Annotated in this window: 20 protein-coding genes and 1 pseudogene; 15 read left to right on the top strand and 6 right to left on the bottom strand. The window is 32.9% G+C overall.

Features of this window, described 5'->3' with window-relative positions; genetic code table 11:
• Positions 1-8 precede the first annotated feature (8 nt).
• The 4 genes and pseudogenes from map to M9B42_01280 all read left to right on the top strand — a co-directional run bounded on the left by map (position 9) and on the right by M9B42_01280 (position 4,406).
• Positions 9-776, top strand: coding sequence for a type I methionyl aminopeptidase (map, locus tag M9B42_01295; protein ID URQ64484.1), 768 nt, complete (start codon positions 9-11; stop codon positions 774-776).
• Between the two features lie 182 nt (positions 777-958).
• Positions 959-1,660: pseudogene (locus M9B42_01290) on the top strand (2,3,4,5-tetrahydropyridine-2,6-carboxylate N-succinyltransferase).
• Positions 1,660-2,790: a succinyl-diaminopimelate desuccinylase gene (gene dapE / locus M9B42_01285; GenBank protein ID URQ64483.1), complete on the top strand. Its 1,131-nt coding sequence runs from the start codon at positions 1,660-1,662 to the stop codon at positions 2,788-2,790. Before M9B42_01290 ends, dapE begins: the two are co-directional and overlap by 1 nt.
• Before the next feature lie 26 nt (positions 2,791-2,816).
• Complete coding sequence (locus M9B42_01280) at positions 2,817-4,406, top strand: hypothetical protein (GenBank protein URQ64482.1); 1,590 nt, start codon at positions 2,817-2,819, stop codon at positions 4,404-4,406.
• A 1-nt stretch (position 4,407) separates the two neighbouring features.
• On the opposite strand, the gene M9B42_01275 is transcribed toward M9B42_01280, so the two are convergent.
• Entirely contained in the window at positions 4,408-5,910 is a 1,503-nt protein-coding gene (locus tag M9B42_01275) for a peptide MFS transporter (protein URQ64481.1), read from the bottom strand.
• Positions 5,911-5,938: 28 nt separating this feature from the next.
• Between M9B42_01275 and M9B42_01270 the strand changes: the two genes are divergently transcribed.
• Positions 5,939-6,367, top strand: a complete 429-nt coding sequence (locus M9B42_01270) for an RDD family protein (protein ID URQ64480.1) — start codon at positions 5,939-5,941, stop codon at positions 6,365-6,367.
• Here the strand turns inward: M9B42_01270 and M9B42_01265 are convergent.
• Together M9B42_01265 and M9B42_01260 are read right to left on the bottom strand one after the other, a co-directional pair.
• Positions 6,341-7,246 carry a hypothetical protein gene (locus tag M9B42_01265; GenBank protein ID URQ64479.1) on the bottom strand — a complete coding sequence of 302 codons (906 nt, stop codon included), beginning with the start codon at positions 7,244-7,246 and terminating at the stop codon, positions 6,341-6,343. The two genes, M9B42_01270 and M9B42_01265, sit on opposite strands and share 27 nt — an antisense overlap.
• Entirely contained in the window at positions 7,233-8,246 is a 1,014-nt protein-coding gene (locus M9B42_01260) for an LptF/LptG family permease (GenBank protein URQ64478.1), read from the bottom strand. The genes M9B42_01265 and M9B42_01260 overlap by 14 nt, the downstream gene beginning before the upstream one ends.
• Positions 8,247-8,274: 28 nt before the next feature.
• On the opposite strand from M9B42_01260, the gene M9B42_01255 reads away from it, so the two are divergent.
• The 3 genes from M9B42_01255 to M9B42_01245 are packed head-to-tail and all read left to right on the top strand — an operon-like array spanning position 8,275 to position 12,367.
• Positions 8,275-9,747 carry a leucyl aminopeptidase gene (locus M9B42_01255; GenBank protein ID URQ64477.1) on the top strand — a complete coding sequence of 491 codons (1,473 nt, stop codon included), beginning with the start codon at positions 8,275-8,277 and terminating at the stop codon, positions 9,745-9,747.
• The gene (locus M9B42_01250) at positions 9,747-10,145 is read left to right on the top strand and encodes a hypothetical protein (GenBank protein ID URQ64476.1); all 399 of its coding nucleotides are present in this window, start codon (positions 9,747-9,749) and stop codon (positions 10,143-10,145) included. Before M9B42_01255 ends, M9B42_01250 begins: the two co-directional genes overlap by 1 nt.
• Positions 10,145-12,367: a valine--tRNA ligase gene (locus M9B42_01245; GenBank protein URQ64475.1), complete on the top strand. Its 2,223-nt coding sequence runs from the start codon at positions 10,145-10,147 to the stop codon at positions 12,365-12,367. The genes M9B42_01250 and M9B42_01245 overlap by 1 nt, the downstream gene beginning before the upstream one ends.
• A 1-nt stretch (position 12,368) precedes the next feature.
• Here the strand turns inward: M9B42_01245 and M9B42_01240 are convergent, their stop codons facing one another.
• Positions 12,369-12,776, bottom strand: a complete 408-nt coding sequence (locus M9B42_01240) for a hypothetical protein (GenBank protein URQ64474.1) — start codon at positions 12,774-12,776, stop codon at positions 12,369-12,371.
• A gap of 37 nt (positions 12,777-12,813) precedes the next feature.
• On the opposite strand from M9B42_01240, the gene M9B42_01235 reads away from it, so the two are divergent.
• Together M9B42_01235 and M9B42_01230 are read left to right on the top strand one after the other, a co-directional pair.
• A complete protein-coding gene (locus M9B42_01235; protein ID URQ64473.1) occupies positions 12,814-13,467 on the top strand; it encodes an SDR family oxidoreductase in 654 nt (217 codons plus the stop codon).
• Positions 13,468-13,493: 26 nt separating this feature from the next.
• The gene (locus M9B42_01230; protein URQ64472.1) at positions 13,494-14,261 is read left to right on the top strand and encodes a site-specific DNA-methyltransferase; all 768 of its coding nucleotides are present in this window, start codon (positions 13,494-13,496) and stop codon (positions 14,259-14,261) included.
• 42 nt (positions 14,262-14,303) lie between these two features.
• On the opposite strand, the gene M9B42_01225 is transcribed toward M9B42_01230, so the two are convergent.
• Positions 14,304-14,747, bottom strand: a complete 444-nt coding sequence (locus tag M9B42_01225; GenBank protein URQ64471.1) for a hypothetical protein — start codon at positions 14,745-14,747, stop codon at positions 14,304-14,306.
• Between the two features lie 111 nt (positions 14,748-14,858).
• Here M9B42_01225 and M9B42_01220 point away from each other — a divergent pair, with 111 nt between their 5' ends.
• Genes M9B42_01220 through M9B42_01200 form a run of 5 tightly spaced genes read left to right on the top strand, consistent with a single transcriptional unit; the run spans position 14,859 to position 22,438 of the window.
• The gene (locus tag M9B42_01220) at positions 14,859-15,215 is read left to right on the top strand and encodes a hypothetical protein (GenBank protein ID URQ64470.1); all 357 of its coding nucleotides are present in this window, start codon (positions 14,859-14,861) and stop codon (positions 15,213-15,215) included.
• Positions 15,203-16,552, top strand: a complete 1,350-nt coding sequence (locus tag M9B42_01215) for an ATP-binding protein (protein URQ64469.1) — start codon at positions 15,203-15,205, stop codon at positions 16,550-16,552. The genes M9B42_01220 and M9B42_01215 overlap by 13 nt, the downstream gene beginning before the upstream one ends.
• Positions 16,553-16,556: 4 nt before the next feature.
• Positions 16,557-19,370, top strand: a complete 2,814-nt coding sequence (locus M9B42_01210) for a Z1 domain-containing protein (protein URQ64468.1) — start codon at positions 16,557-16,559, stop codon at positions 19,368-19,370.
• Positions 19,363-20,343, top strand: a complete 981-nt coding sequence (locus tag M9B42_01205; protein ID URQ64467.1) for a PD-(D/E)XK motif protein — start codon at positions 19,363-19,365, stop codon at positions 20,341-20,343. Before M9B42_01210 ends, M9B42_01205 begins: the two co-directional genes overlap by 8 nt.
• Positions 20,336-22,438: an AIPR family protein gene (locus M9B42_01200; GenBank protein URQ64466.1), complete on the top strand. Its 2,103-nt coding sequence runs from the start codon at positions 20,336-20,338 to the stop codon at positions 22,436-22,438. Before M9B42_01205 ends, M9B42_01200 begins: the two co-directional genes overlap by 8 nt.
• On the opposite strand, the gene M9B42_01195 is transcribed toward M9B42_01200, so the two are convergent.
• Positions 22,417-23,331 carry a DNA cytosine methyltransferase gene (locus M9B42_01195; GenBank protein ID URQ64465.1) on the bottom strand — a complete coding sequence of 305 codons (915 nt, stop codon included), beginning with the start codon at positions 23,329-23,331 and terminating at the stop codon, positions 22,417-22,419. The genes M9B42_01200 and M9B42_01195 overlap by 22 nt on opposite strands.
• Positions 23,332-23,343: the final 12 nt, after the last annotated feature.

Here is a 23,343-nt window from a genome sequence, read left to right as displayed (position 1 = left end):
TATCAGGTATGTCTATTTCTCTAAAAAGTAAAAATGACATTGAAAAAATGAAAATTGCTGGCAATTATGCCGCAAAAGTTTTGGAGTATTTAGAAGATTTTGTGCAAGTAGGTATTAGTACTGAAGAAATAGATAATGTTGCATATAAATATATAACAGAAGAATTAAAATGCATTCCTGCAAATGTTGGATATAACGATTATCCCAAAACACTTTGTACTTCAATAAATGACGTCATTTGTCATGGAATTCCATCCGATAAAGAGATTCTCAAAGACGGAGATATTGTCAATATTGATATTACCGTCATAGTCGATGGCTGGCATGGTGACACTTCAAAAATGTTTTTAATTGGCAGGTCACAGCCACATGTAAAGAGACTTGTAGACATTACGAGAGAATGTATGTTTAAAGGAATAGAAGTATGTAAACCTGGGGCTTTCACTGGAGATATTGGATACGCCATTCAGACACATGCAGAGAAAAACCACTACTCTGTTGTTAAAAATTACTGCGGTCACGGAATTGGTAAGATTTATCACGAAGACCCTCAAATTACTCATTTTGGAAATAAAGGAGAAGGCATAAAGCTTGAAGAAGGTATGGTTTTTACAATTGAACCAATGATTAATTTAGGCTCTCATAAAACAAAATTGTTGAAAGATGGATGGACGGTAGTAACTGAAGATGGAAAATTGTCAGCACAGTGGGAACATACAATTGCTATAACTAAACATGGTTATGAAATTCTTACTTTAAGAGAAGAAGAAAAATAATGAAATTACCCATAAAAGCATCTGGACAAGCATTGATGGATTCTGAAGGTTTTCTTCAAATTTATTTCTCCAAAGAGGGGCTCTCTAAATCAATGGAAAAAAATAACTCTTTCACTTTTGATGAGGTGCCAGATAAAAATAAAGAGGAAAAATGGAGCACTAATCTCGAGGTACATTTTATTCAGGATGCACCTATAGAGGATATTCCAACAGCTTATTTGAAATTGCACTTACTTTCTTGGCGCTTATACAAACCAAATGAACTTAATTTAGAAAATATATTTGAGGTTTTACCAAATCTTATGTGGATTGAGGGAATTGCTCATAGAATAAAAGATGGATTCAGAATGATCGACTCAATAGATAAATTTCCAAGAATGACAGATCATGTAATGCCGGAGAATGTCAGAATAGCTGATACATCACGAGTCAGATTAGGAGCATATCTTGGTGCAGGCACAACAGTAATGCATGAAGGATTCATAAATTTTAATGCTGGTACTGAGGGCCCAAATATGATTGAAGGCAGGATATCATCTGGGGTGTTTGTTGGTAAAGACTCCGATCTAGGGGGTGGCTCTTCAACCATGGGCACGCTTTCAGGTGGAAACGAAGAAAAAATTTCAATTGGCCAAAGATGTCTTCTTGGTGCCAATGCAGGAATTGGTATTTCCCTTGGAGATGATTGTATTGTTGAAGCCGGACTCTATATCACCTCAGGGATGAAAATTACTTTAGTAGAAGAAGAAAAAATTGTAAAAGCTATTGAACTTAGTGGAAAAAATAACATCTTATATTTTAGAGATTCAATGACAGGAAAGGTTTGCGCAAAATCAAATAAAAAAAAATTTAAATTGAATAAAACGCTTCACGATAATAACTAATGTTAGAAATAGAATTAGCCAAAGAATTGATTTCAAGAAAATCAATTACTCCCTCTGATGGTGGATGTTTAAAGTTTACTGCTGATTACTTAGAGAAATTAGGATTTCAAAACGAATTCATGCCTTTCGAAGACGTAGATAATATTTGGAGCGTATATGACAATGGAGGTCCATTGCTATTTTTTTTAGGACATGTTGATGTTGTACCAACTGGACCAGAAAAATTATGGACTCATGATCCTTTTGCAGCGGTAGAAGATGAAAAATTTATTCATGGTAGAGGAGCTTGTGATATGAAAGGAGGAGTTGCTGCTTTTCTTGCTGCTATCAAAAATACTGATCTAGAAAAGCTCAAATACTCCTTAGCAGTATTACTAACATCTGATGAAGAAGGTCCAGCCAAAAATGGGACAAAGATGGTTATAAAAGAATTAGTAAATAGAGGACAAAGTTTTGACTACTGTATTGTTGGTGAGCCCTCCTCTATTGAAAATACTGCAGATAATATAAGAGTTGGTAGGAGAGGCTCTGTAAATATTGATTTAAAAATTTTAGGTAAACAAGGCCACTCAGCTTACCCAGATAAGGTAGATAATCCTATCCATAAGGCTGCAAAATTAGTTGATTTCCTTAACTCAATCGAGTGGGATTCAGGAGATGAATATTTTCCTGCAACTTCCTTGCAAGTTGCTGACATGCATGGGGGTTTAGGTACACATAATGTTGTTCCAGGTGAACTCAATTTAAAAATCAATATTCGTCATAATCCCAAAACAAGCTATGAAAAAATTCAAAAAACTATTGTTAATTATTTAGAGGAAAACAAAATCAAGTATGAAATAAATTTTGATTCTAACGCTAAACCATTTTATTCAAATCCGAATCAACTCGCTGATTCAGTTAGTGAGGCAGTAAAAAATGTCATGGGCAAAAAGCCAAAAATAAGTTGTAGTGGAGGAACCTCAGATGGGAGATTTGTAGCAGAAACAGATGCTGAAATTGTTGAAATAGGACCTAAATTTGAAACAATTCACAAAATAGATGAAAAAATTGAAAAGAAAGAATTAAATAAACTAACTAAAATTTACGAACAAACACTATTAAACTTGAACGGTAAGGTAAAGAGCTAGAGTTTGTTATAGAATGTACTCATTTAATGAAAAGTAAACTATTAAAATTCTTAATAACATCAATTCTTCTTACTTCTTGTGGAGTACAACAGGATGAGCTAGAAGAACTTTACTTAGATATTTCTATATCCTCTGGTGAAGTAACCTACAACGAAGAATTCAGCGTTTCTTGGGAATCAAACGGAAGCCAATGTTATGGCGAAGGGTACTGGAGTGGAGAAAAAGCTCTAAGTGGAACAGAAAGTTTTGCCATAAAAAGAAGAGGTATTTTTAATTTCTTAATGGAGTGCAGAAGAAATAACGAATTTATCAATAGAGGGGTTGCAGTAGATGTAAGCAAATCTGTAAAGGAGCACTTTATATATGCAGCACAATCAGAACCTAATTTAAGCATTTCATTTCCAGCTTCAGAAAAAGCAAGTATAAGCAGTGTCACGAGAGGTGATTTCAATGGAGATTTTAATGGCGATGCATTATTTGCTGTTGAATTTAAAGATAAAAATGACTCAAGCTTTAAGAGTACGAAATATTTTCAGGTTATCGGCGGGCCAGCTCCATATATAGAGGAACTTTTAATAGAGGGATGTCAAGCTTCAGCACAAATGATCTCAGCTGACATAAATAATGACACTTTTTGGGATGTCTTGATTGGTTCCAACGATTCTTTGAGTTCAGATAGAACACATCAACTTTGTATTTTATCTGGAGCTGAACTTGTTGGACTTTCACAAAATTTTGATTTAATTGCTAACGAAACAAATTTTGATTTAAATAGCACAAAAATTAGATTGATGGGCAAAATTGACAGGAGTGCTGATGGAGTTCCTGATTTCTATATTCTTGGTGATACGTCTGAATACTGGATTGTTGCTGGAGCAGCGGATGGTCCTAGCTTCGAAGCTATAGAATACGATAATACAAATGTGAAGGACTTAACACTAAGTTCTCTAACAGTGTTCGATTTTGATAATAATGCTAACCAAGATTTAGTGCTCTCTGGATACGATGCAAATAATCAGGGTGTTTTTGTTACTGTTCCAAGAACAAGCGGTTTAAGTAGTTGGGATGGCACTACTGTATATCAAAATCAAATTCTTGCGAAAGAAATAACTACAATCAATTTTGATAATGATGTAAACCCAGACATGTTTGTGATTGGAGATGAAAAGCCATTGGATTTATTTAACCTTTCAAATACAAATACACTTGCACATTTTGAAACAGGAGAAGTAAATATCTTCGATAACAGAACTGATGTAAGTTTTACAAGAAGTGGTAGTTCGAATATCAATAAAAACCTTCTAATAGCAGACTATGATCAAGATCTCGATGGTGGGGATATCATTCTGACCTTTAACAACTTTGGTGCTAATTCTGCAAACTTTATTATCCTTGAAAAACAACAATCTCAGGATGATGAGGGAAATACAGTTTTTGAATTTAAAGCCTTTGATGATTTAGAACTGGGAATTGAAAATCTACCATTTCAAAATCAACAGAGCGTTTTTATAGATCTTGATATTGATTCTGATTTAGATGTTGTCTTTATGAAAACTTCTGAAGAAAGTGAGGATAATAAATTAGAGTTCTTTCTAAAGATAAATTCTTCTAACTAAACTACTTTATTCCGTGTGATCTTGAATTTAGAAGCGGAGATAAAAGAAGTAATACAAAAGCAACTCCAACGGCCATTAGACCAACATTTGTATAAACATCAATAAAGGATTGTTTTTGCACTAGATCGTACACATCTGCTGAAGCACCTGAAACGTCTGTTGCCGTTGCTTTAGCAATTTCACCTGCAACAAAATTTCCTGCAGCAGAAGCAAAAAACCACATACCCATCATGAATCCGACAATTCTTTGTGGGGAAAGTTTGGTTACTGATGATAGGCCAACAGGTGATAGACATAATTCTCCAAGTGTGTGCAGCAAATAAATTAAAACTATCCAGATAATGCCAGTCTGCAATCCATCTGAAGATTCCATTCCATAAACAAGCGCAAGAAAACCTAATCCAACAAAAAAGATTCCTATAGAGAATTTGACTGGTGTTGAGGGCTCAATATTTCTTTTCGCAAGTGCAATCCATAAAAATGCAAAAAGAGGAGCTATTGTAAAAATAAAACCGGCATTAAGAGATTGGAACATTGAAGCTGGAACTTCCCAACCAAAAATTACTCTATCAACACCCCTATCTGTAAGAATATTTAGTGATGAGCCAGCTTGTTCAAAAAGAGCCCAAAAAATCAAAGAGAATAATATCAATATGCCCACCACAATCAATCTATCTCTCTCTTCTTGTTCGCATCTAAATAATGCATAAAGCAACCAAGCACCTATGAAAAGTGCTCCAAATCCTCCTAACAATGTACCTACAATTGCAGAGTTTTGAACTAAAAACCAAGTCACAAGGACCATAGCTACCCCGGCAATATATGCCCAAATTTCATATGTTCCTGCAGCAAGGCCGCCTAGATAAAAAGTTTCTCTATATTTATTTGTTGGTGGTTCTGCTAGACCAGCAAGATATTTCTGCCCCCAAAGAAATATAATTAAGCCAAAAAGCATTCCAATGCCAGCAGCACCAAAACCGTAAGCCCATCCTATTTCTTCACCTAAATAACCACACAAAAGAGTGGCTGTAAAAGCACCAATATTTATTCCCATGTAAAAAATTGTAAAGCCAGAATCTCTCCTAGAATCTCCCTCTTCATACAAGGCACCGACCATTGTTGAAATATTAGGTTTCAGATAACCAACACCTGAAACTATTAAAGCTAAAGACAAATAAAATATTTGCTCACTATTTTCAATAGCCATACCTAAATGACCAAACACTAGAAGTATCGCACCAAAAGTTACAGCTTTTTTTGAACCTAAAATTTGATCTGCCAGCATACCTCCAAGCACCGGAGTAATGTAAACCAATGATGTGTAAGCAGCATAAATTAAGTAACTGGTTGAATCAGTAAACTCCCAATGTTTTGTGAGGTAAAGAATAAGCAGTGCGCGCATTCCATAGTAGGAAAAACGCTCCCACATCTCAGTTAGAAAACATATAAAAAGACCTTTTGGATGACCTAAAAAAGTACCTGTATTTTGCAGAGCCTGATTCATAAGTTATGATTGCCTACGTTAACATAAAATGAATAAAAACTTTACCAAAGCCAGCCTTTTTTCAAGACTAATGTCGTTTACCTATGATTCATTTCTGGTAGTTTCTTTTTGGTTTTTGAATGCATTTTTAGTTTTATTTATTTTCAGATTTTTCTCAGGAAATGATGATTATGCAAATACACCTTTGGGAATTCTAGTAATACTCGCTACTACTATTTTTTATTACGTTTATTTTTGGTCAAATGGCAGAACTACACTTGGAATGGCAACCTGGAATCACTATTTAGAAAATGATAGTGGAACTCCTCTTTCAATATTTGATTCTTTAAAGAGGTTTTCGTTATCCTTCTTAACAATTCCAATTAATTTCATTTGGATTCTTTTTGATAAGGATAAAAAATGTCTTGCTGATAGAATCTTGCGGATTCGATTAGCTAAAAAAATATCTTCTTCTTAGCAATATATAAACTGGAATAAGCAAAATTGGAAAGGCTTGAATAAGGTATGGTAAAGAAAACACATCAATTGAATCTACGATCATTTTTTCGATAAATGAATAAAATAAACAAGCTCCAAAACCGTAAACAAAAATCCTGTTTGCATTTAGAGCCTTATTAAATGAAAAAAGAATTTCTAAACCTATTAAAAAAATAAAAAAATAAGAAATAAAATTAAGACTACGTCTTAATAGTTCAGTCTTAACCACTAGATTAAAATTTTCAAATGCAGTATTGGTGCTCGCATATAATTCGGAAAAAGTTAGATACTTTAAGTTTGTATTAAAATTTAAATTTTTAAAATTTTCAGTTTCTTGGCTATCATTTTTAACAGATCCATCGGCGCCAAACTTTACATGGACTTTCTCTGAAACTATTTGAAATCCGTTTTGGATATCTCCCTTAATTTCAACAACTATAGGAGGCTCTTTGCTGCTTGATTCAACCTTAGACTTCCGAAATTCAAATGCATCCTTAGTTAAATCTGGCACTAGAAATTCAAATGTTGAAAAATTTATTAAGGCTAGAGGAAAAAATAGTAACAAAGCTAAATTAAATTTTTTTAACCCTGCCTGTCTCAGAACATTAATTGACCTCAAAAACCTTTGGTCAATAAAAGTTGCTAATAATCCTACAACTATACATAAATATAAAAATTCTCTAGTTCTAAATGGTTGACTCATGAATACGAAAACAAGCGCATCACTAAAAGAATATGAGCTGCTAATATCTTCTATTTGAGAAAAAAAGTTAAAAGATATATCGATCAAACTGATTATTAAAGTCACGCCTAAAACTGAAAGAAGTGCTTTGAAAAAAATGTATCTATAAACCTTCATAACCTAGAAACCTTTTTGTTTTTTTAAAAAATAATGATGAAAGCAATAATAAATAGACAATGTGAACTGTGAAATAATCAAAAAATATTGAAATAAGGGATGTGGAAAAAGTACCCAGAGAGGATAAAACAAACATTAGGTACAAAATATTTATAAGAGCCAAGATCAAATAACATTTTTCTCTGCCTAAAAAATTACTAAAAGTAGAAAAAATCAGTGAAAAAATTGCAGAAAATAAGCAAAAGATTGGAATAGTTAATCTGCTAAATAATTCACTCAAATTCTCTGCATTAATATTACTAAATAGCTCAACTATGCCTATATAATCGTCATCAGTTGAAGTTCGAAGAGGCACATTAGCCTTATTAAAGCGCGATATTGCTTTATTTTCATTATCGTAAAGAAATCCATCCTCTAGTACTAAGTTTTGTTGATCAACATAACCAGAACGACCATACATAAACTTTTCAACATCATCAGAATTAATAAATATAAGATCTTTGTATCCATTTTCAGATTTAGTTCCGAACACATTAAATTTATTTTTTTGAATTTGTACTAGCCCCTTAGGCTCTGCAATCTTTGCAGCAAAATTATTGTCTACATCTATTAATTTCTGGCCTTCATTTTTAGCGTATGGAGAGAGCCAAAGACTAAGAAATAGCGAAAAGAAGAAAATACTCAATAGAAGAAATGTTTGACCATATAAAAGCTTGCCAACTGAAAAAGAACTTGCTTCTAGAACAGCATATCTACTCTTGTAAATTGGAGTCAGGACAAAACCTATACCTAAAAATACACTGATTGGAAAAATAATACTTAATAATTCAGGTGAAAATAATGCAAGAACAATGAAGATAATTTCTGAGGATATCTTCCCCACTTGGGCTTGACCCAGGAAAATATTAAACCGCGAAAATAAAACTAATCCAAAAAGTACTAGAGAAATCCAGCAAATGTTTACTATAATTTCATTACGGATGTAGCGTGAAATAATCACCTCTTAAGAATATCAAAAAGGAGAAAAAATGAAATTCTATAAAGCACTAGACAGCGTAAAGCTAAAAAAGTATTCAGAAGTTGATAAAAATCAGTTTGCATTAACATTCTATTCAAAGAGTGGGTTTAAAAGTTCTGAATTATTTGACAAAGATCTCAAGAAAAAAGTTTCAAACTTTTTTGCAGATGAAAAAAGATCATCGCTTTTTTTGAGCAAAGAACTAACAGGACTTAAAGGAGATTTTTTAGTATTAAGAGACTTCAGTAAAAATAAATCTGAGTACAAAAAATACGCTTGGATGAAGGGCCTATTTGCAAATCTTGACAAATACGCTGTAGAGAATGCCGTAATTTATGCTGATACCAGTCACCTTTCTAAAGATGATAATTTCCTTTTTGATTTAGCTAAAACTGCTGAAAAAGCTAGCTATAGGTACACAGATACAAATCCAAATACCAAAAAAGAATTAATTCTTAAAAATGTTTCGCTAGCCGTAGAAAGTGCCAGTGCAGCACAAAAAAGAGTTGTTGAACTTGGATATAATGTAGGCTCTGGGGCTAATACTGCAAGAAACTTAGGAGATAGACCAGCAAATCATGCAACTCCTGCTTACATTGCAAACGCCGTAAAGGGTCTAGCTAAAGATATTGGTGGCTTTTCAGTTGAAATATTAGAAGAAAAAGATATGAAAAAACTTGGCATGGGTTGTTTACTGTCAGTTTCAAGAGGCAGTATTGAACCAGCTAAATTGGTAACTATGCAGTACAAAGGCGGTAAAAAAGGAGCTAAGCCAATTGTTCTAGTAGGAAAAGGTGTCACATTTGATACTGGGGGTATCAGCTTAAAACCACCACAAAAAATGGATGAAATGAAATGGGATATGTCTGGTGCAGGATCTGTAATTGGAACAATGTGTGCAGTTGCTAAATCAAAACTTCCAGTAAATTTAGTTTGCACAGTTGCACTTTCAGAGAATATGCCAGGAAGTAAAGCTACAAAACCTGGTGATGTCGTCACAAGCATGTCAGGGCAAACTGTAGAGATTCTAAATACCGATGCCGAAGGCAGACTAGTGCTCTCTGATGCTTTAACCTACGTTGGAAAATATGATCCTAAAGTTGTCATTAATACTGCAACCCTCACTGGTGCGGTAGTTGTAGCATTGGGTTCAGTCGCTGCTGGTGTTATGGGTAACGACCAAAAGCTAGTTGATGAGATACTTGAAGCTGGACAAACTACTGGTGAAAAGGCTTGGCAATTACCTATGTGGGATGAGTATCAAACATATTTAGATTCAAACTTTGCTGATATTGCTAATATCGCTCCAGGAAGAGCAGCTGGAACAATCGAAGGAGCATGTTTCTTATCTAGATTTACAAAAGATTATAGATGGGCGCACATTGATATAGCCGGTGTCGCTGATATTGGAGAAGGAAAAGCTAAAGGCTCAACAGGTGTTCCTGTAGGCTTACTGTTTGAGTACGTAAAAAGTAATTTTTAATGCAAGCAACTTTTTTTTCAGGTTTTTCAGATACATCTGAAGCACTTGATTTTATGTTGGAGAACATTCATTCGAATTTTCAAATAGGAAATAAAGTTTTTTTGAATCTCGATAAAAATCTATTAGCTAAATTTGAAGATTTAAAAAGAAAAAAATTTCATGAGACTAATAATCTTGAATTTCTCTATAATAAAAATGTTCAAGTAAATGGGGAGATTGGAGATAAGTCATTTGACGCTGCACATATATTAAGTTCAGAAATAAATTTAACTGAAGACAATTTTCTTTCAGCTTTCATATATACCACTGAAGGTGATAATAGTATTCTTAAAACTTCTAGAGAGCTTTATTCAAAACTTCAAAAGGCTAACATAGAGGTTAAGCACGAGAAAATTTAGTGGAAGCGAAGTATTATCCTTTAGAAATTGAAGAAAAATGGTCAAAGATTTGGTCAGAGAGAAGACTGGATAAAACCAACCATAAAAACAGCTTTTCACAAGTCATCCCACCACCCAATGTAACAGGCACCTTGCATATGGGGCATAGTTTTCAGTATGCCATTATGGATTTCTATACCAGATATCACCATATGAAGGGAACGGATTCATATTGGCAAGTAGGGTCGGATCATGCTGGCATTGCAACCCAAATGGTTGTTGAAAATAATTTAGCAAATGAAGGAAAAACTAAAAATGATTTAGGACGAGAGAAGTTTTTAGAAGAAATTTGGAAGTGGAAAGATTTTTCTGAAGATAAAATTACTTCACAAATTAAGCGACTTGGCTGCACTGTTGAGTGGGATAAATACAGATTCACATTTGATGATGAATTTTGTGAAACGGTAAACAAAGCTTTTGTAGAATTATATAGATCTGGGAAGATATATAGAGGATATAGGTTAGTAAACTGGGACCCAATTCTCAAGACTGCAGTTTCCGATCTTGAAGTTGTAAGGCAAGAAAAAGAGGGTGTAATTTGGCATATTGATTATCCTCTTGTTGGCTCCTCAGAAAGAGTAACCGTAGCTACAACAAGACCTGAAACAATGTTTGGGGATATGGCTGTTGCTGTAAATCCCAAAGACAAGCGTTATCAAAAACTTATTGGAAAGTATGTTGAGCTTCCTTTTGTTGGCAGAAAAATTCCAATTCTTGGTGATGATTATGTTGATATGGAGTTTGGAACCGGTTGTTTAAAAATTACACCAGGACATGATTTTAATGATTATGAGATTGGAAAAAAATATGCTCTTCATCAGGTATCCGATACTGTTGAGACCTCTGAAGATACTGAAAAATTTGAACCAATAAATATATTCACCGATGAGGCTTTTACGAATAATGAGGTACCGAAAGATTTTGCGAATCTGGATAGGTTTAAGGTAAGGAAAGTCGTTCTAGAAAAACTAAAAGAATATAATCTCCTAGCTAAAGAAGAAAAGCACATGATTAGTGTGCCACGTGGTGAAAGATCAAATATGGTTATTGAACCTAGATTAAGTTATCAATGGTACGTAAAAACAAAAGAGATGGCTGCCAAAGCAAATGAAGCTGTTAATAATAAAGAAGTGATTTTCCATCCTGAAAATTGGATTAAAACATACTTCAACTGGATGGATAATATTCAAGATTGGTGTATCAGCAGACAAATTTGGTGGGGACATAGGATACCTGCATGGCACGACGATGAGGGTAATGTTTATGTAGGTTATGATGAGAAAGAACTTAGAGAATTTTACAAACTCGATAACAGGAAACTTACTCAGGATGAAGATGTCCTAGATACTTGGTTTTCATCGTCATTATGGCCTTTTGGCTCTCTTGGCTGGCCGCAAGAAACAACAACTTTTAAAACTCACTTTCCTACATCTTTGCTAGTTACTGGGTTTGATATTATCTTTTTTTGGGTAGCAAGAATGATGATGATGAGTTTAGAATTCACTGGACAAATTCCCTTTAAAAATGTCTATGTAACTGGACTAATTAGAGATGAAAATGGTCAAAAAATGTCTAAATCAAAAGGAAATATTATTGACCCTCTTGATTTAATTTATGGCATTGAGCTTGATGATTTGCTTAAAAAAAGAACCTCTAATTTGATGCAGGAGGGATTAGCAGAAAAGATTGAAAGAAAAACCAGAAAACAATTTCCAAATGGCATCGAATCCTATGGCACTGACGCAGTTCGAATGACTTTTTTCTCTCTAGCTACTCACACCAGAGATATCAGCTTTGAATTAGGTAGGCTCAAAGGCTATAGAAATTTTTGCAATAAGATATGGAACGCAGCAAGATTTATCAATAATTATTCAAAAGTGCAGGATAAATTTGAGGCTAAAACTGATGCCGATAAATGGATAGAGAAGGAGTTTAATGATGTTAGTAAACAAATTACAAAAAATATTGAAGAATATCGTCTGGATTTTGCAATGAACGAAGTTTATGAATTTTTTTGGGGGAAGTTTTGCGATAAATACATTGAAGAATGTAAGACTTCAGGAGAAACAGACAACTTACATCCTATGCTCAAGAAAATTCTTATTTTAATGCACCCTTTTGCCCCATTCATTACTGAAGAGGTAAATGAACTTATTTTTAATGATGGATCTTTAATTAAATAAATCAATATCGATTAGCATCTTCAGGATTGTCACTTTCGTCAGTTCTAATAACTTTTCTCTTACCATGGTTAGTGCCTGTTTCATCATCTCTATCTAAAACAACAAATTTTAGTTTTTTATCTCTCATTTCTTTGCAAATATGGTTAAGTTGAGTTGCGGGTATTGAAATTTTCTCAATATCATATCCCCCTCTATCATATTTTTTGTACCTTTTTCCTAGAGGTGTCTTAATTTTAAAAGTGAAATATTTAAATTCTGGTTCAAAGACAGAAAAAACTTTACTTGGAGTAGTTCTGTAATTGCCGTGAACAACTATCAAATCATTTATCAACACTAGCTGTTTATCAGGATAGTGCTTTAAAACACCCCTTCTTATATTTTCCCATTCACTAAATGCGTATTCAGGCATACCTTTATAATAAAAAAATCAGTCTTAAATATAAAGTATGTCTAAGGTAGTCATAATAGGTTCAAGCTCAGCAATAGCTAAAGCACTTCAGGAAAACTCCGAAAGAGAATTTATATGTTTTTCTAGATCAAATAACAATCTTGATATCTCAGGTGATTTGTCTGAACTAGATGATCTGGATAATATAAATGGGCTTGTTTATTTTCCTGGCACTATCAATCTAAAACCCTTCACAATGTTAAAAGAAAATGACTTTCAGAATGACTTGGATATAAATTTTCTTGGAGCTGTAAAAGTTGTTAAAAAGCTCATTGGAAAATTGAAGGAGGCCGAGGGTGCAAGTGTTGTTTTTATATCTACAGTCGCAGCTAGTCTTGGTTTGCCTTTTCACGCAAGTATTTCGCCTGCTAAAGCGGCATTAGAGGCATATGCTCGTTCTATGGCTGCAGAGTATGCCGGAGCAAAAATATCATTTAATGTAATAGCTCCAAGCCTTGCAGATACACCAATGGCTGAAAATTTACTAAAAACTGAAAGATTGGTTGAAGCTAGCAAAGAGAGAAATCCTATGAAGCAAATTGGTACACCTTCTCAAATAGCAAAATCTGTAGATTACTTACTTGATGCTCACAAAAATTGGATGACCGGCCAGGTTATTTCAGTTGATGGTGGAATGATTAATCTAAAATAAATTTTTTTTTAGATTAAAATACAAATGTGAAACCTTATTTCTCTGATTCCAATATTGAACTTTTCCAAGGCGACAGCCTTGAACTTCTAAAGGAAATAAATGATACCTCAATTGACTTAATATTTTCAGACCCTCCGTATTTCTTATCAAACGATGGAATAACCTGCCAAGCAGGCAAGATGGTAAAAGTTAATAAAGGCGATTGGGACAAAATTGATACATATAAAGAAATCGAGACATTTAATAAGATTTGGCTATCTGAGTGTCAAAGAATTTTAAAAGATAATGGCTCTATTTGGGTAAGTGGTACACATCATAATATTTATTCGGTAGGAAATACTATGAAAGCCTTGGGTTTAAAAATTTTAAACGTTATTACTTGGGAAAAACCTAATCCTCCTCCTAACCTTAGTTGTAGATACTTTACTCATTCTACGGAACAAATAATTTGGGCTGCAAAGAACGAAAAATCAAAACATATTTTCAATTATCCTCTGATGAAAGAGATAAATGAGGGCAAACAAATGAAGGACGTATGGAAGCTTATGGCGCCATCAAAACAAGAGAAAAGACATGGAAAACACCCCACACAGAAACCCGAAAAGTTACTTGAAAGAATCTTGCTTGCTGCATCAAATGAAGGTGATGCTGTTCTTGATCCTTTTCATGGCAGCGGCACTACAGGTGTTATAGCAAAAAGACTTAAAAGAAGTTACAAAGGAATTGACCTAGAAAAAGAATATCTTGATATTTCGATAAGAAGAATAAAAGACGAAGAGGATTTATTTAGTTAACAAATAATATATTTAAATAGATCCTCTAAATAGTCTTAACTTTTAACTACCATATCTTATCTCTAAGGCTCCCTTTCCTTCAATATAATTCATGCCCTCAAAGTAAGAGTACCTCTCATGTATGATGCCTCTATCAATTAATTCTTTATGTGCCTTTAAAGCAGAAGTGAGATCAAATAATCCATTTCTAACAACTACTCTAATATCTGAGTAAACCTCATTATTATTTTCATCGTATTCAAGAACTTGAAAATCTCCATCTGGACAATCAATCCTATTTGAATCAATACTTAAAACTGGTGCATGATTAAAGGATATATAGGGTATGTTAGGTGTTGCTGGTTTTATAAAATCAATCCATTCTCTCCTAAAAGATAAATAGGCTGAATCTTCACACTGATGCATTATCCTGCTTCCCAAAACCTCTTTCCATCTCTTGAAATTCTGTTCAAATGTCTCTTCGTTTATGTATTTAAAGCTATTCATATTTACTCCTTAATTAATAATTAAATATGCTAATTGCTGCAGAGGACACTTTAAGTCGAGCTTAAATTTCATTCTGTTGAATCGAATAATTAAAAATAGTAAATTCATATAATGATAAAAGACATTGTTTCATTTGTTTGCCTGATATGTGCTCAAGACGGAATTATTTCTGAAACTGAAATAAATTCATTAAAAGAACAATTAAAAAAATATCAAAAAAAACTTAATATCAAAAATCCATCAGAAAAAGAATTTGAAAGATTAGTAGAAGATTTTTTTAATTCTGAAAAAGATATTGATGACTACTATAAGTTGCTTCATTCTTCTATTGAAACTGAACTTTTATTACATATTGCACTTGTTTCTGCCACTTCAGATGGGCTAGATATCAGAGAAAATATAGCTTTTGATCGTGCTCTTAAAATTTCAAATAAAAATCTAGACGATATTGAAAAATGGGAAGAATAGAGCAATTAAATCCTCAACCAAAGAATCAAATAAAAACTCTACAAAGAATAGGCTATGATTTAAATGCTGCAATAGGTGATATTGTTGATAATTCAATTGCTGCCGATGCAAAAAATATTTCCATTTATAGCCCACCCCAAGAAAGGCCAACTATATCAATTATTGACGACGGACGCGGCATGAATGAAAAGGAGCTCCTTGAAAATATGCGCATTGCTTGCAAAAACCCTAATGACGAGAGAAATTCTGAGGACCTCGGCAGATTTGGCTCTGGCATGAAAACTGCAAGCTTTTCTGTAGCAAATGTGCTTACAGTTGTCTCTAAATCTAAAAACTCAAAACTTTGTGCATGTAGGTATGACATTGATCTAATAGTCAAAAATAATCGTTGGGATGTTGAAATTTTAACTCTTAATGAAATAAGAGAGTTGGATGAAGTTAGCAAAAAACTTCTTGAAGGCACTCCTGGAACGCAAGTTATTTGGAGTGAACTGCCAAGATATGATTCTTTGAGAAGTACAGAAGAAGTTGAACAAGAGCTTGCAATTGATGTTGTAAATATAAAAAAATATGTGGCCCTTTATTTTCATAGATTTATGACAGGAAAAAATAAGATTTCATTTAATGTGAATGGTCAAAAACTTATTCCAATAGATCCCTTTTTAATTGGTGAAAAAGGCTATACAGAAGGGCCATCCGATTCGCAGAGAAGTGCTGGAGGTAAAATTGATGTTAAAGTGCACATACTGCCTCATCATACAAAGCTTTCGCCAGAGAAGCTGGACGAAATGGGGGGAGTTGACGAAATAGCAAAAAAACAGGGATTTTACATTTTTCGTGGCAAGAGATTAATAGTCGAAGGTGGCTGGCTAAATTTAGCTAAATCAAGTCAACTTGGTAAATTAGCAAGAATACAGGTTGATGTTCCTACATCAATGGATGAAATACTTTCAACAGATGTTAAAAAGCAGACATTTCAACTGCCAGGAAAAATAAGACATTTGTTTAAGAGAATGATCTCCAGTCCAGTAAATATCTCAAAAAGAAAATATACATACAGAGGCAAGACCGAGGAGGCCAATGATTTTTGGGATATTAAAGAGGATAAGAGAGAGAAAAAAATTACCTATGAAATTAAAGTAAGCAATAAAAAATTAATTGATCTTGTCAATAAACTAAAAAAAGAAAACAGGAAATACTTAATTGGGTATCTCAAAAAACTATCTGAATTTTTACCTGTAAATCATATTTATAATTCCATGTCATCAAATCCAAATGACGTAAAACAATATGAGATTGACTGGGAAGAATTTGAAAAAAAACTCAAAGAATTATGAAAAAATGGATAAGGAAACATTAAACAAACTTTTAAGCATTGCTATAACTCATATTGGAGAAGATAACAGGGAAAATAATGTCACCCTAGACTACGTTAATAATGTATTGGATAAGATGCAAGTTATTTCAAAGACCCTCTTTGATAGTGGGCTTTCAGAGGAAGATATAAAAAAATTAGGTTTTGAAATCAAGAATCACTTTCATGTTTCATTATCTGATGAGGCTATTATTTTGGGAGATAATAAAGTTCAAAGATGGTTTGACGATAAAAAGACAGAAATTAAGTGGGATTATTGGGAGGCATATAAAAAGTCTTTATTGAGTCAAAGGAGACCTAAAAAAGTTGTTGATGAAAATGAGAGAGTGATTGATAGCATTCTAGATTTATCTGGGGACCCAAATAGTAATGAAAACTCTTGGTCAAGAAAGGGGCTTGTAATGGGAAATGTACAATCTGGTAAAACCCAAAATTATATTGGGCTAATAAATAAAGCTTTTGACAGTGGTTATAAGATTGTGATTCTCCTAGGAGGTCATATGAATGATCTTAGAAAACAAACGCAGATAAGAGTTGATGCAGATGTTATTGGTTTAGAATCAAAACATCTGATACTAAATAATACTAGAAGGAAGATTGGAGTTGGAACTTTTAGAAATGACTCTTTAGATGTCGCAACACTAACCTCTACGGAAAATGACTTTAGTAAAAAAGTTGCTCAAACAGTAAGCACATCATTAACTTCTTTTAACTGTCCATTAATCATCACAATCAAGAAGAACACATCTATTTTACAAAGTTTAATTGACTATATTAAAGAATCTAGTGCGTTAAATGAAAATCAAAAACTTTCTGTACCCATGATGTTAATTGATGATGAGGCTGACTATGCTTCCGTAAATGGATTAGCAGATAGAAATCGAATATCAAGAACAAATGAACTCATTCGTACACTTCTTAACCTGTTTCACAAAAACCATTACGTTGCATATACTGCCACTCCATTTGCTAATGTATTTATTGATCCAAATGAAGAAGATGAGATGCTTAATGATGACTTATTCCCAAAAAACTACATGGTAAGAGTGCCTGTACCAGAAAATTATTGTGGACAGGAATTCTTTTTTGGTGACGATTCTATTGAAAGCGATAAACCGCCAACAATAATTATTGATGACAACGAAACTGAAATGTTGCCATTAAAACATAATAGGAATACAGAGATAACTCAGATAAGTCGAAGCCTTAAAGATGCCATTATGTCATTTGTAATTGCGACTTCAGCAAGAATGCTAAGACCTGAACAAGATAAACATAACACAATGATGATAAATATTACTCACCTTAAAGATCTCCAGAATGATCTTAAAAAATTAGTTGAAGAATTTAAGGATAAATTAACCTTTGCAATCGATGCAAATCATGCGCTTCCTATCGATAAAGCATTAAAAAATCCTGAAATTTCTGAACTTAAAAGAGTCTATGAAGAGAATTTTGATATCAAAGAAACATTCGAAGAGATACTTAAAACTTCAAATAAAGCTGCAAACAAAATTAAGGTTTTTGCAATCAATAATAAAAGTGGTGAAGTTCTTGATTACTCTCAGTATAAAGAAAATGGCTTGTGTGCAATTGCAATTGGTGGCTATAAGCTTTCAAGAGGATTGACATTAGAGGGTCTTACAATTTCTTATTTTGCTAGAAATTCAAAAATGTATGACACATTAATGCAAATGTGTAGATGGTTTGGGTATAGACCAGGCTATAAAGACTTGTGCAAAGTATTTCTGCCAAAAGAATCTAGAGATTGGTATAAATTTATTTCGTCAGCTATTAATGACTTATACGCTCAGCTACAAAGAATGAAGGATCAAGAAAAAACTCCTTCAGATTTTGGGTTGCAAATTCGAACACACCCAGGGGCTTTAATGGTTACTGCAAGAAATAAGAGAGGGACTGGTGAAGAAAGACTATTTAAATTAGATCTTTGGGCAAAACGAATAAGACGGTTTATATTTGAAGATGATGCCAAAAATAATAAGAATTTCGAATTAATTGATAAGTTCTTGAAAAACCTAGAATTTTCTTCAGAGCAAGATAAAGAAGATTTTATATTTAAAGATGTGAAGCATGAAAAGGTAGTTGAGCTTATAGAGCAATTAGATTTATTGCCAGATCATATTCCAAACGATGTCTTAATTGATTTTATAAAAAATAATATGGAAAAAAATAATGTATCAAACTTTAGAGTAACCGTAATGCATGTAAAGAAAAATACGAATACTGCGTGGATGAAAAAAACCCAATTTAATGATTCTTGCGAAGTAGGTGGATATCCATTTATAGTTCCAAGACGAAAAATGGAATCAGATGGGGTCAAAATTTCGAATCCCAAATCAGAACTAGGTAATAGTGACGATGAAAAACTTCTATTCAACAAGAATGATAGAGAAGAAATAAAAAATTCTCTAAATTTCAAACCTAATAAAAATGATTCATATGTTTTTACAGAGAAAAGAAATTTTCCTGGATTAATAATCTACTTATTTAATGTGAGAATCCTTACACCTTTTGAGTCAAAGTTATGGGGTGATAATCTAAGTAATCTTGAAGTAACACAGCCTTTTACAAAACCTGCAGTAGGGATATCTATATCTTTTCCACAGTATGAATTTGGTATTAATGGCCTTCAGGATTCAGATCAGATAAAGGCTTATGAAGAATCTACAAAAATCTATACTCAAAATCATCAAAGACAATTAGAAATGCAATTTGACCTTAACGCATCAACATATGATGATGATATACACGATGACTGACTTAGCTAATAAATTTCGCGAAGATCCTTGGGCAAGTATTGAGGAGGACAATTTCCCTAAAGGAAAACAGCTTTATGAAGATGATGAAAGATTTTTTGTAGCTAAGAGGGATGGTGGAAAATTAGTATTTTGGGCCTTTGAAAAAATTGATAAGGTGCCTGAAATAAAATTAAATGTTCCAGAACTGAAAATAGAATATGATAATATTGACGAATCAACAAAGAGATTAATAATAACCTTTGAAGAAATTCACCAATCGATAAATGAGCAGCTTGCTATAGTTGTAAAAGATGTTGCAATACACTCTTCGGCGTATAAAGGCACTGAATTCTTTTCTGAGATTATTAATAGATTTGGCAGTTGGTCAGAGTTTCTCAAGCCAAGCAGGCGAGGATTATCTGAAAGAGAATTAATAGGTTTATGGGGAGAGATGTACCTATTATTAAAATACTTTTTTGAAGAATACACTCAATCCCAAGCCATAACTGCTTGGGTTGGGCCTGAAAGGAAAAAACAAGATTTTACATTTAATGATTTTGCACTCGAAATAAAAACAACATTATCTGAAAATAGTTCAAGAATTAAAATTGCCTCTCTGGAGCAGCTTGAAAAAATTACTCCAAAACTTTTCTTGGTACACATTTTCTTGAATAAATGTAGTCCTGATGATGGCTGGAACTTGAAAAAGCTTTATCAAGAAATCCTCAAAAAAATAGGGGAAGATATTTCAGTAAAAGGAAATTTTTTAAGAAAAGTAAGCAAACTTCTGAACAGGGCAACTGAAGAACAAGAAGAGATGAGCTTTAACTATATAGACATGAATATATATGAAGTTGAAGATAATTTTCCTGGATTTATTGCAAGTGAAGAATTACATCCTGCTATTGTAAAGGCATCTTATGAACTGGACCCTAATAAATTGAGTAATTTTATAATTAATCGGAGTCTGGAAACAATTTTAAAAGATGGATAAAGATCTAAATCAATATAATCAAGAACTTATAGACAAAATACTTATAAATACAGAAGCGAATCAAACCTTTGCAGAGGAGGAATTTTTCAATTTTTCAGCTGATTTATTTGGAGAGGCTGGTGTGTTAGATGATATCGAATATCAACCCTTTAAAAACTCAAGAAGAGGTATGAGGATTGATGGTTGCTCTTACAATGTCCTAGAAAAATCAATTAATGTAATTGTTGTAAAGTTTGAAAATGATTATGAACCAAAAGTCATAACACAAACAGAATTAGATAAGCTTTCAAAATCAGCATATCGATATTTAGAAAAAATTGATGATTTATCATTTTTAGAAACACTTGACGAAACGGACCCAGGAAGAGTTGTTGCAGAGTCTTTGGAAAACTTTATAGAAGACTCAATTAAGTTCAGAATTGTTTTAGTAACAAATAACTTTTTAAGTAAAAGGATTAAGAAAATAAGCATTGACAAAATTAAAGAAAAGGATACTTCTGTAGAAATATATGATTTACAAGCATTAAAAGAAATTGAGGAATCGTCATCTGAGTCTGAACCTTTTACTGTTGATTTTAAAAATTTATGTGGTGGGTTGAAAGCCCTTCCAGCAAGCTTTGATAATAACTCTGAAGTTGATTCGTATCTTTGTGTGATGCCTGCTCAAGTCCTTTCAGATCTCTATCACGAATATGGACAAAGACTTTTAGAGAGTAATGTAAGAACATTTTTAGATTTTAGATCAGGAGTAAATAAAGGAATAAGGAGATCGCTAGTAAAAGAGCCACAAAATGTTTTTGCATATAATAATGGCCTCACTGTGACAGCTTCATCAATTAAAACAAAAAATTCAAATGGGCAATTATTGATTGAAGAATTAGAAAATATGCAAATTGTTAATGGAGGGCAAACAACCTCTTCAATTTACTTTGCTAAAAGAGAAAAAGGTTCAATAGGTGATTTAAATTATGCAGATATAGAGCTGGATAAAATTTCTGTTCAAATGAAATTAAACGTAATTGAAGATACAGATATTGCTGAAGATATGAAATCAAAAATTTCTGAATATGCTAATACACAAAATAATATTCAAGCAGCAGACCTTGTTTCAAATCACCCATTCCACAAAAAACTTGAAGATCTTTCTAGACGAATACTAATGCCAGCTGGTGAAACTGGAATACCTTCAAAATGGTTTTATGAACGGACTAGGGGCCAATATAACGTAAAAATGAGGGGATACAGTTTAGCTAAGAAAAAACAATTCCAAGTGGAGTACCCATCAAAACAGAAATTTGTAAAAACAGATATGGCAAAATTTGAAAATACATGGCGCCTTAAACCTTGGGAGGTAAAAAAGGGAGCTCAAGCAAATTTGAAATTACTAGGGCAAGTAATATCAAAAGAGTTTGAAAAAAATGAAGATAATTTTAAAGAGCCTTTCTACAAAGATTTGATTGCAAAAGCAATTTTATTCAAAAATTCTGATTCTGCCATTTTAAGATCAGAATGGTACAAAGATAATCCAGGATTAAAAGCAGAAATTGTGACATATGCCATTGCCTTTGTGAGGCATAAGCTTTTAGAAGATAAAAAGGATATTAACCTTGATATAATCTATGCTAATCAAAAATTGACAGATTCTTTACTGAATCAAATAGTATGTATTGCAAAATACATCAAAGAAAAAATTACAGATTCCTCCTTTGCTGAAACATCGAATCCCTCAGAATTCTGTAAAAAACAAGATGCATGGGAAAAAATTAAAGAATTAAATTATACGCTTTCAGATATTAAGAGTATTGATTTTATAAACCATGAGCAAATTAGTGAAAGAATTAAAGATAATAAAGAAGAAATTAAGGCCGGGGATCAAATTGCAGACTATGAAAAAGCTTTAAAAATTGGACAAGATGAGTGGGAAGCTCTTGCAGATTATTTTATAAAAAAGGGGTTCTCAGAGACAGATATTGAAGTAAGCCTAGCAGTTCTATGCTCTCAAATGTTTCAAGGGAGAAGAATTCCAAGTGAAAAACAGATGAAAAAAGCACTTGAAATAAGAAATAAAGCGCTTCAAGAAGATTTTATATTTTGAGATTTTAGAAATTCTCTTACTATAGCCTCTACGACAGGAACAGAAACTGCATTACCAAACTGCTTATATGCTTCTTTTTTACTCCTGTGAATTTCAAAGCTTTCTGGGAAACCTTGTAGTCTTGCACATTCTCGGGGAGTTAGCATTCTAGGATTCTTGTTTTTTTGATCAATTAGAATTTCAGATCCATCTTTATAATATCTAGACGATAAGGTTCTAGTATATTCATCATTTCTACTGACTTTGCTATAACCAAAACCTACTCCTCTTTGTTTATTTCGTTTTTTTCTTGCCTGATGACTTAACCATAATTTGTCAGAAATAGTATATTTTTGGCTAGTTCTTTTAAACAAAATATCTCCAATCCTTGTCTTAATTTTTGTTTTAATAGGAAAATTGAAATTAATAATTTTTCTTGAACCAAAAATAAAAATTCTTTCTCTGCTTTGAGGTAAACCAAAATCTTTTGAATTTAATTGCGATACTCTCACAAAGTAACCTAGATCAACTAAAGTATTAATTACTAAATCTAAATTTTCTCCTCTTAAACCTTTCACATTTTCAAGCAGAAAGAAATCAGTTTTTTTGTCCCTCAAAATTCTTACAATTTCAAAAAAAACATTTCCCCTTTCATCCTTGAAACCTAAATTTTTTCCTCCCCTTGAAAATGGTTGGCAGGGAAATCCTGCAACTAATAAATTATGTTTTGGTATATCTTTTGATAATATTTTTCGTATATCCCCTTTTGGAGTAGATCCGAAATTTTCTTTGTAAACTTCCCTACAAGACTCGTCAATTTCTGAAGAAAAGAGACACTCAAAATTAAATTTTTCTAGAGCTAATCTAAACCCGCCAATACCTGCAAAAAGGTCAATAAAAGATATTTTTTTCATTTAACCAGGTTA

This window comes from SAR86 cluster bacterium, from assembly GCA_023703535.1.
Classification (GTDB): domain Bacteria; phylum Pseudomonadota; class Gammaproteobacteria; order Magnimaribacterales; family TMED112; genus TMED112.
The sequence above is the reverse complement of the archived record's forward strand: the minus strand, read 5'-3'. Positions and strand labels throughout refer to the sequence as shown.

Coding starts and splice junctions, on each gene's coding strand:
- map (URQ64484.1), top strand. CDS start 9: ATGTCTATTTCTCTAAAAAGTAAAAATGACATTGAAAAAATGAAAATT.
- dapE (URQ64483.1), top strand. CDS start 1,660: ATGTTAGAAATAGAATTAGCCAAAGAATTGATTTCAAGAAAATCAATT.
- M9B42_01280 (URQ64482.1), top strand. CDS start 2,817: ATGAAAAGTAAACTATTAAAATTCTTAATAACATCAATTCTTCTTACT.
- M9B42_01275 (URQ64481.1), bottom strand. CDS start 5,910: ATGAATCAGGCTCTGCAAAATACAGGTACTTTTTTAGGTCATCCAAAA.
- M9B42_01270 (URQ64480.1), top strand. CDS start 5,939: ATGAATAAAAACTTTACCAAAGCCAGCCTTTTTTCAAGACTAATGTCG.
- M9B42_01265 (URQ64479.1), bottom strand. CDS start 7,246: ATGAAGGTTTATAGATACATTTTTTTCAAAGCACTTCTTTCAGTTTTA.
- M9B42_01255 (URQ64477.1), top strand. CDS start 8,275: ATGAAATTCTATAAAGCACTAGACAGCGTAAAGCTAAAAAAGTATTCA.
- M9B42_01250 (URQ64476.1), top strand. CDS start 9,747: ATGCAAGCAACTTTTTTTTCAGGTTTTTCAGATACATCTGAAGCACTT.
- M9B42_01240 (URQ64474.1), bottom strand. CDS start 12,776: ATGCCTGAATACGCATTTAGTGAATGGGAAAATATAAGAAGGGGTGTT.
- M9B42_01235 (URQ64473.1), top strand. CDS start 12,814: ATGTCTAAGGTAGTCATAATAGGTTCAAGCTCAGCAATAGCTAAAGCA.
- M9B42_01225 (URQ64471.1), bottom strand. CDS start 14,747: ATGAATAGCTTTAAATACATAAACGAAGAGACATTTGAACAGAATTTC.
- M9B42_01220 (URQ64470.1), top strand. CDS start 14,859: ATGATAAAAGACATTGTTTCATTTGTTTGCCTGATATGTGCTCAAGAC.
- M9B42_01215 (URQ64469.1), top strand. CDS start 15,203: ATGGGAAGAATAGAGCAATTAAATCCTCAACCAAAGAATCAAATAAAA.
- M9B42_01210 (URQ64468.1), top strand. CDS start 16,557: ATGGATAAGGAAACATTAAACAAACTTTTAAGCATTGCTATAACTCAT.
- M9B42_01205 (URQ64467.1), top strand. CDS start 19,363: ATGACTGACTTAGCTAATAAATTTCGCGAAGATCCTTGGGCAAGTATT.
- M9B42_01200 (URQ64466.1), top strand. CDS start 20,336: ATGGATAAAGATCTAAATCAATATAATCAAGAACTTATAGACAAAATA.
- M9B42_01195 (URQ64465.1), bottom strand. CDS start 23,331: ATGAAAAAAATATCTTTTATTGACCTTTTTGCAGGTATTGGCGGGTTT.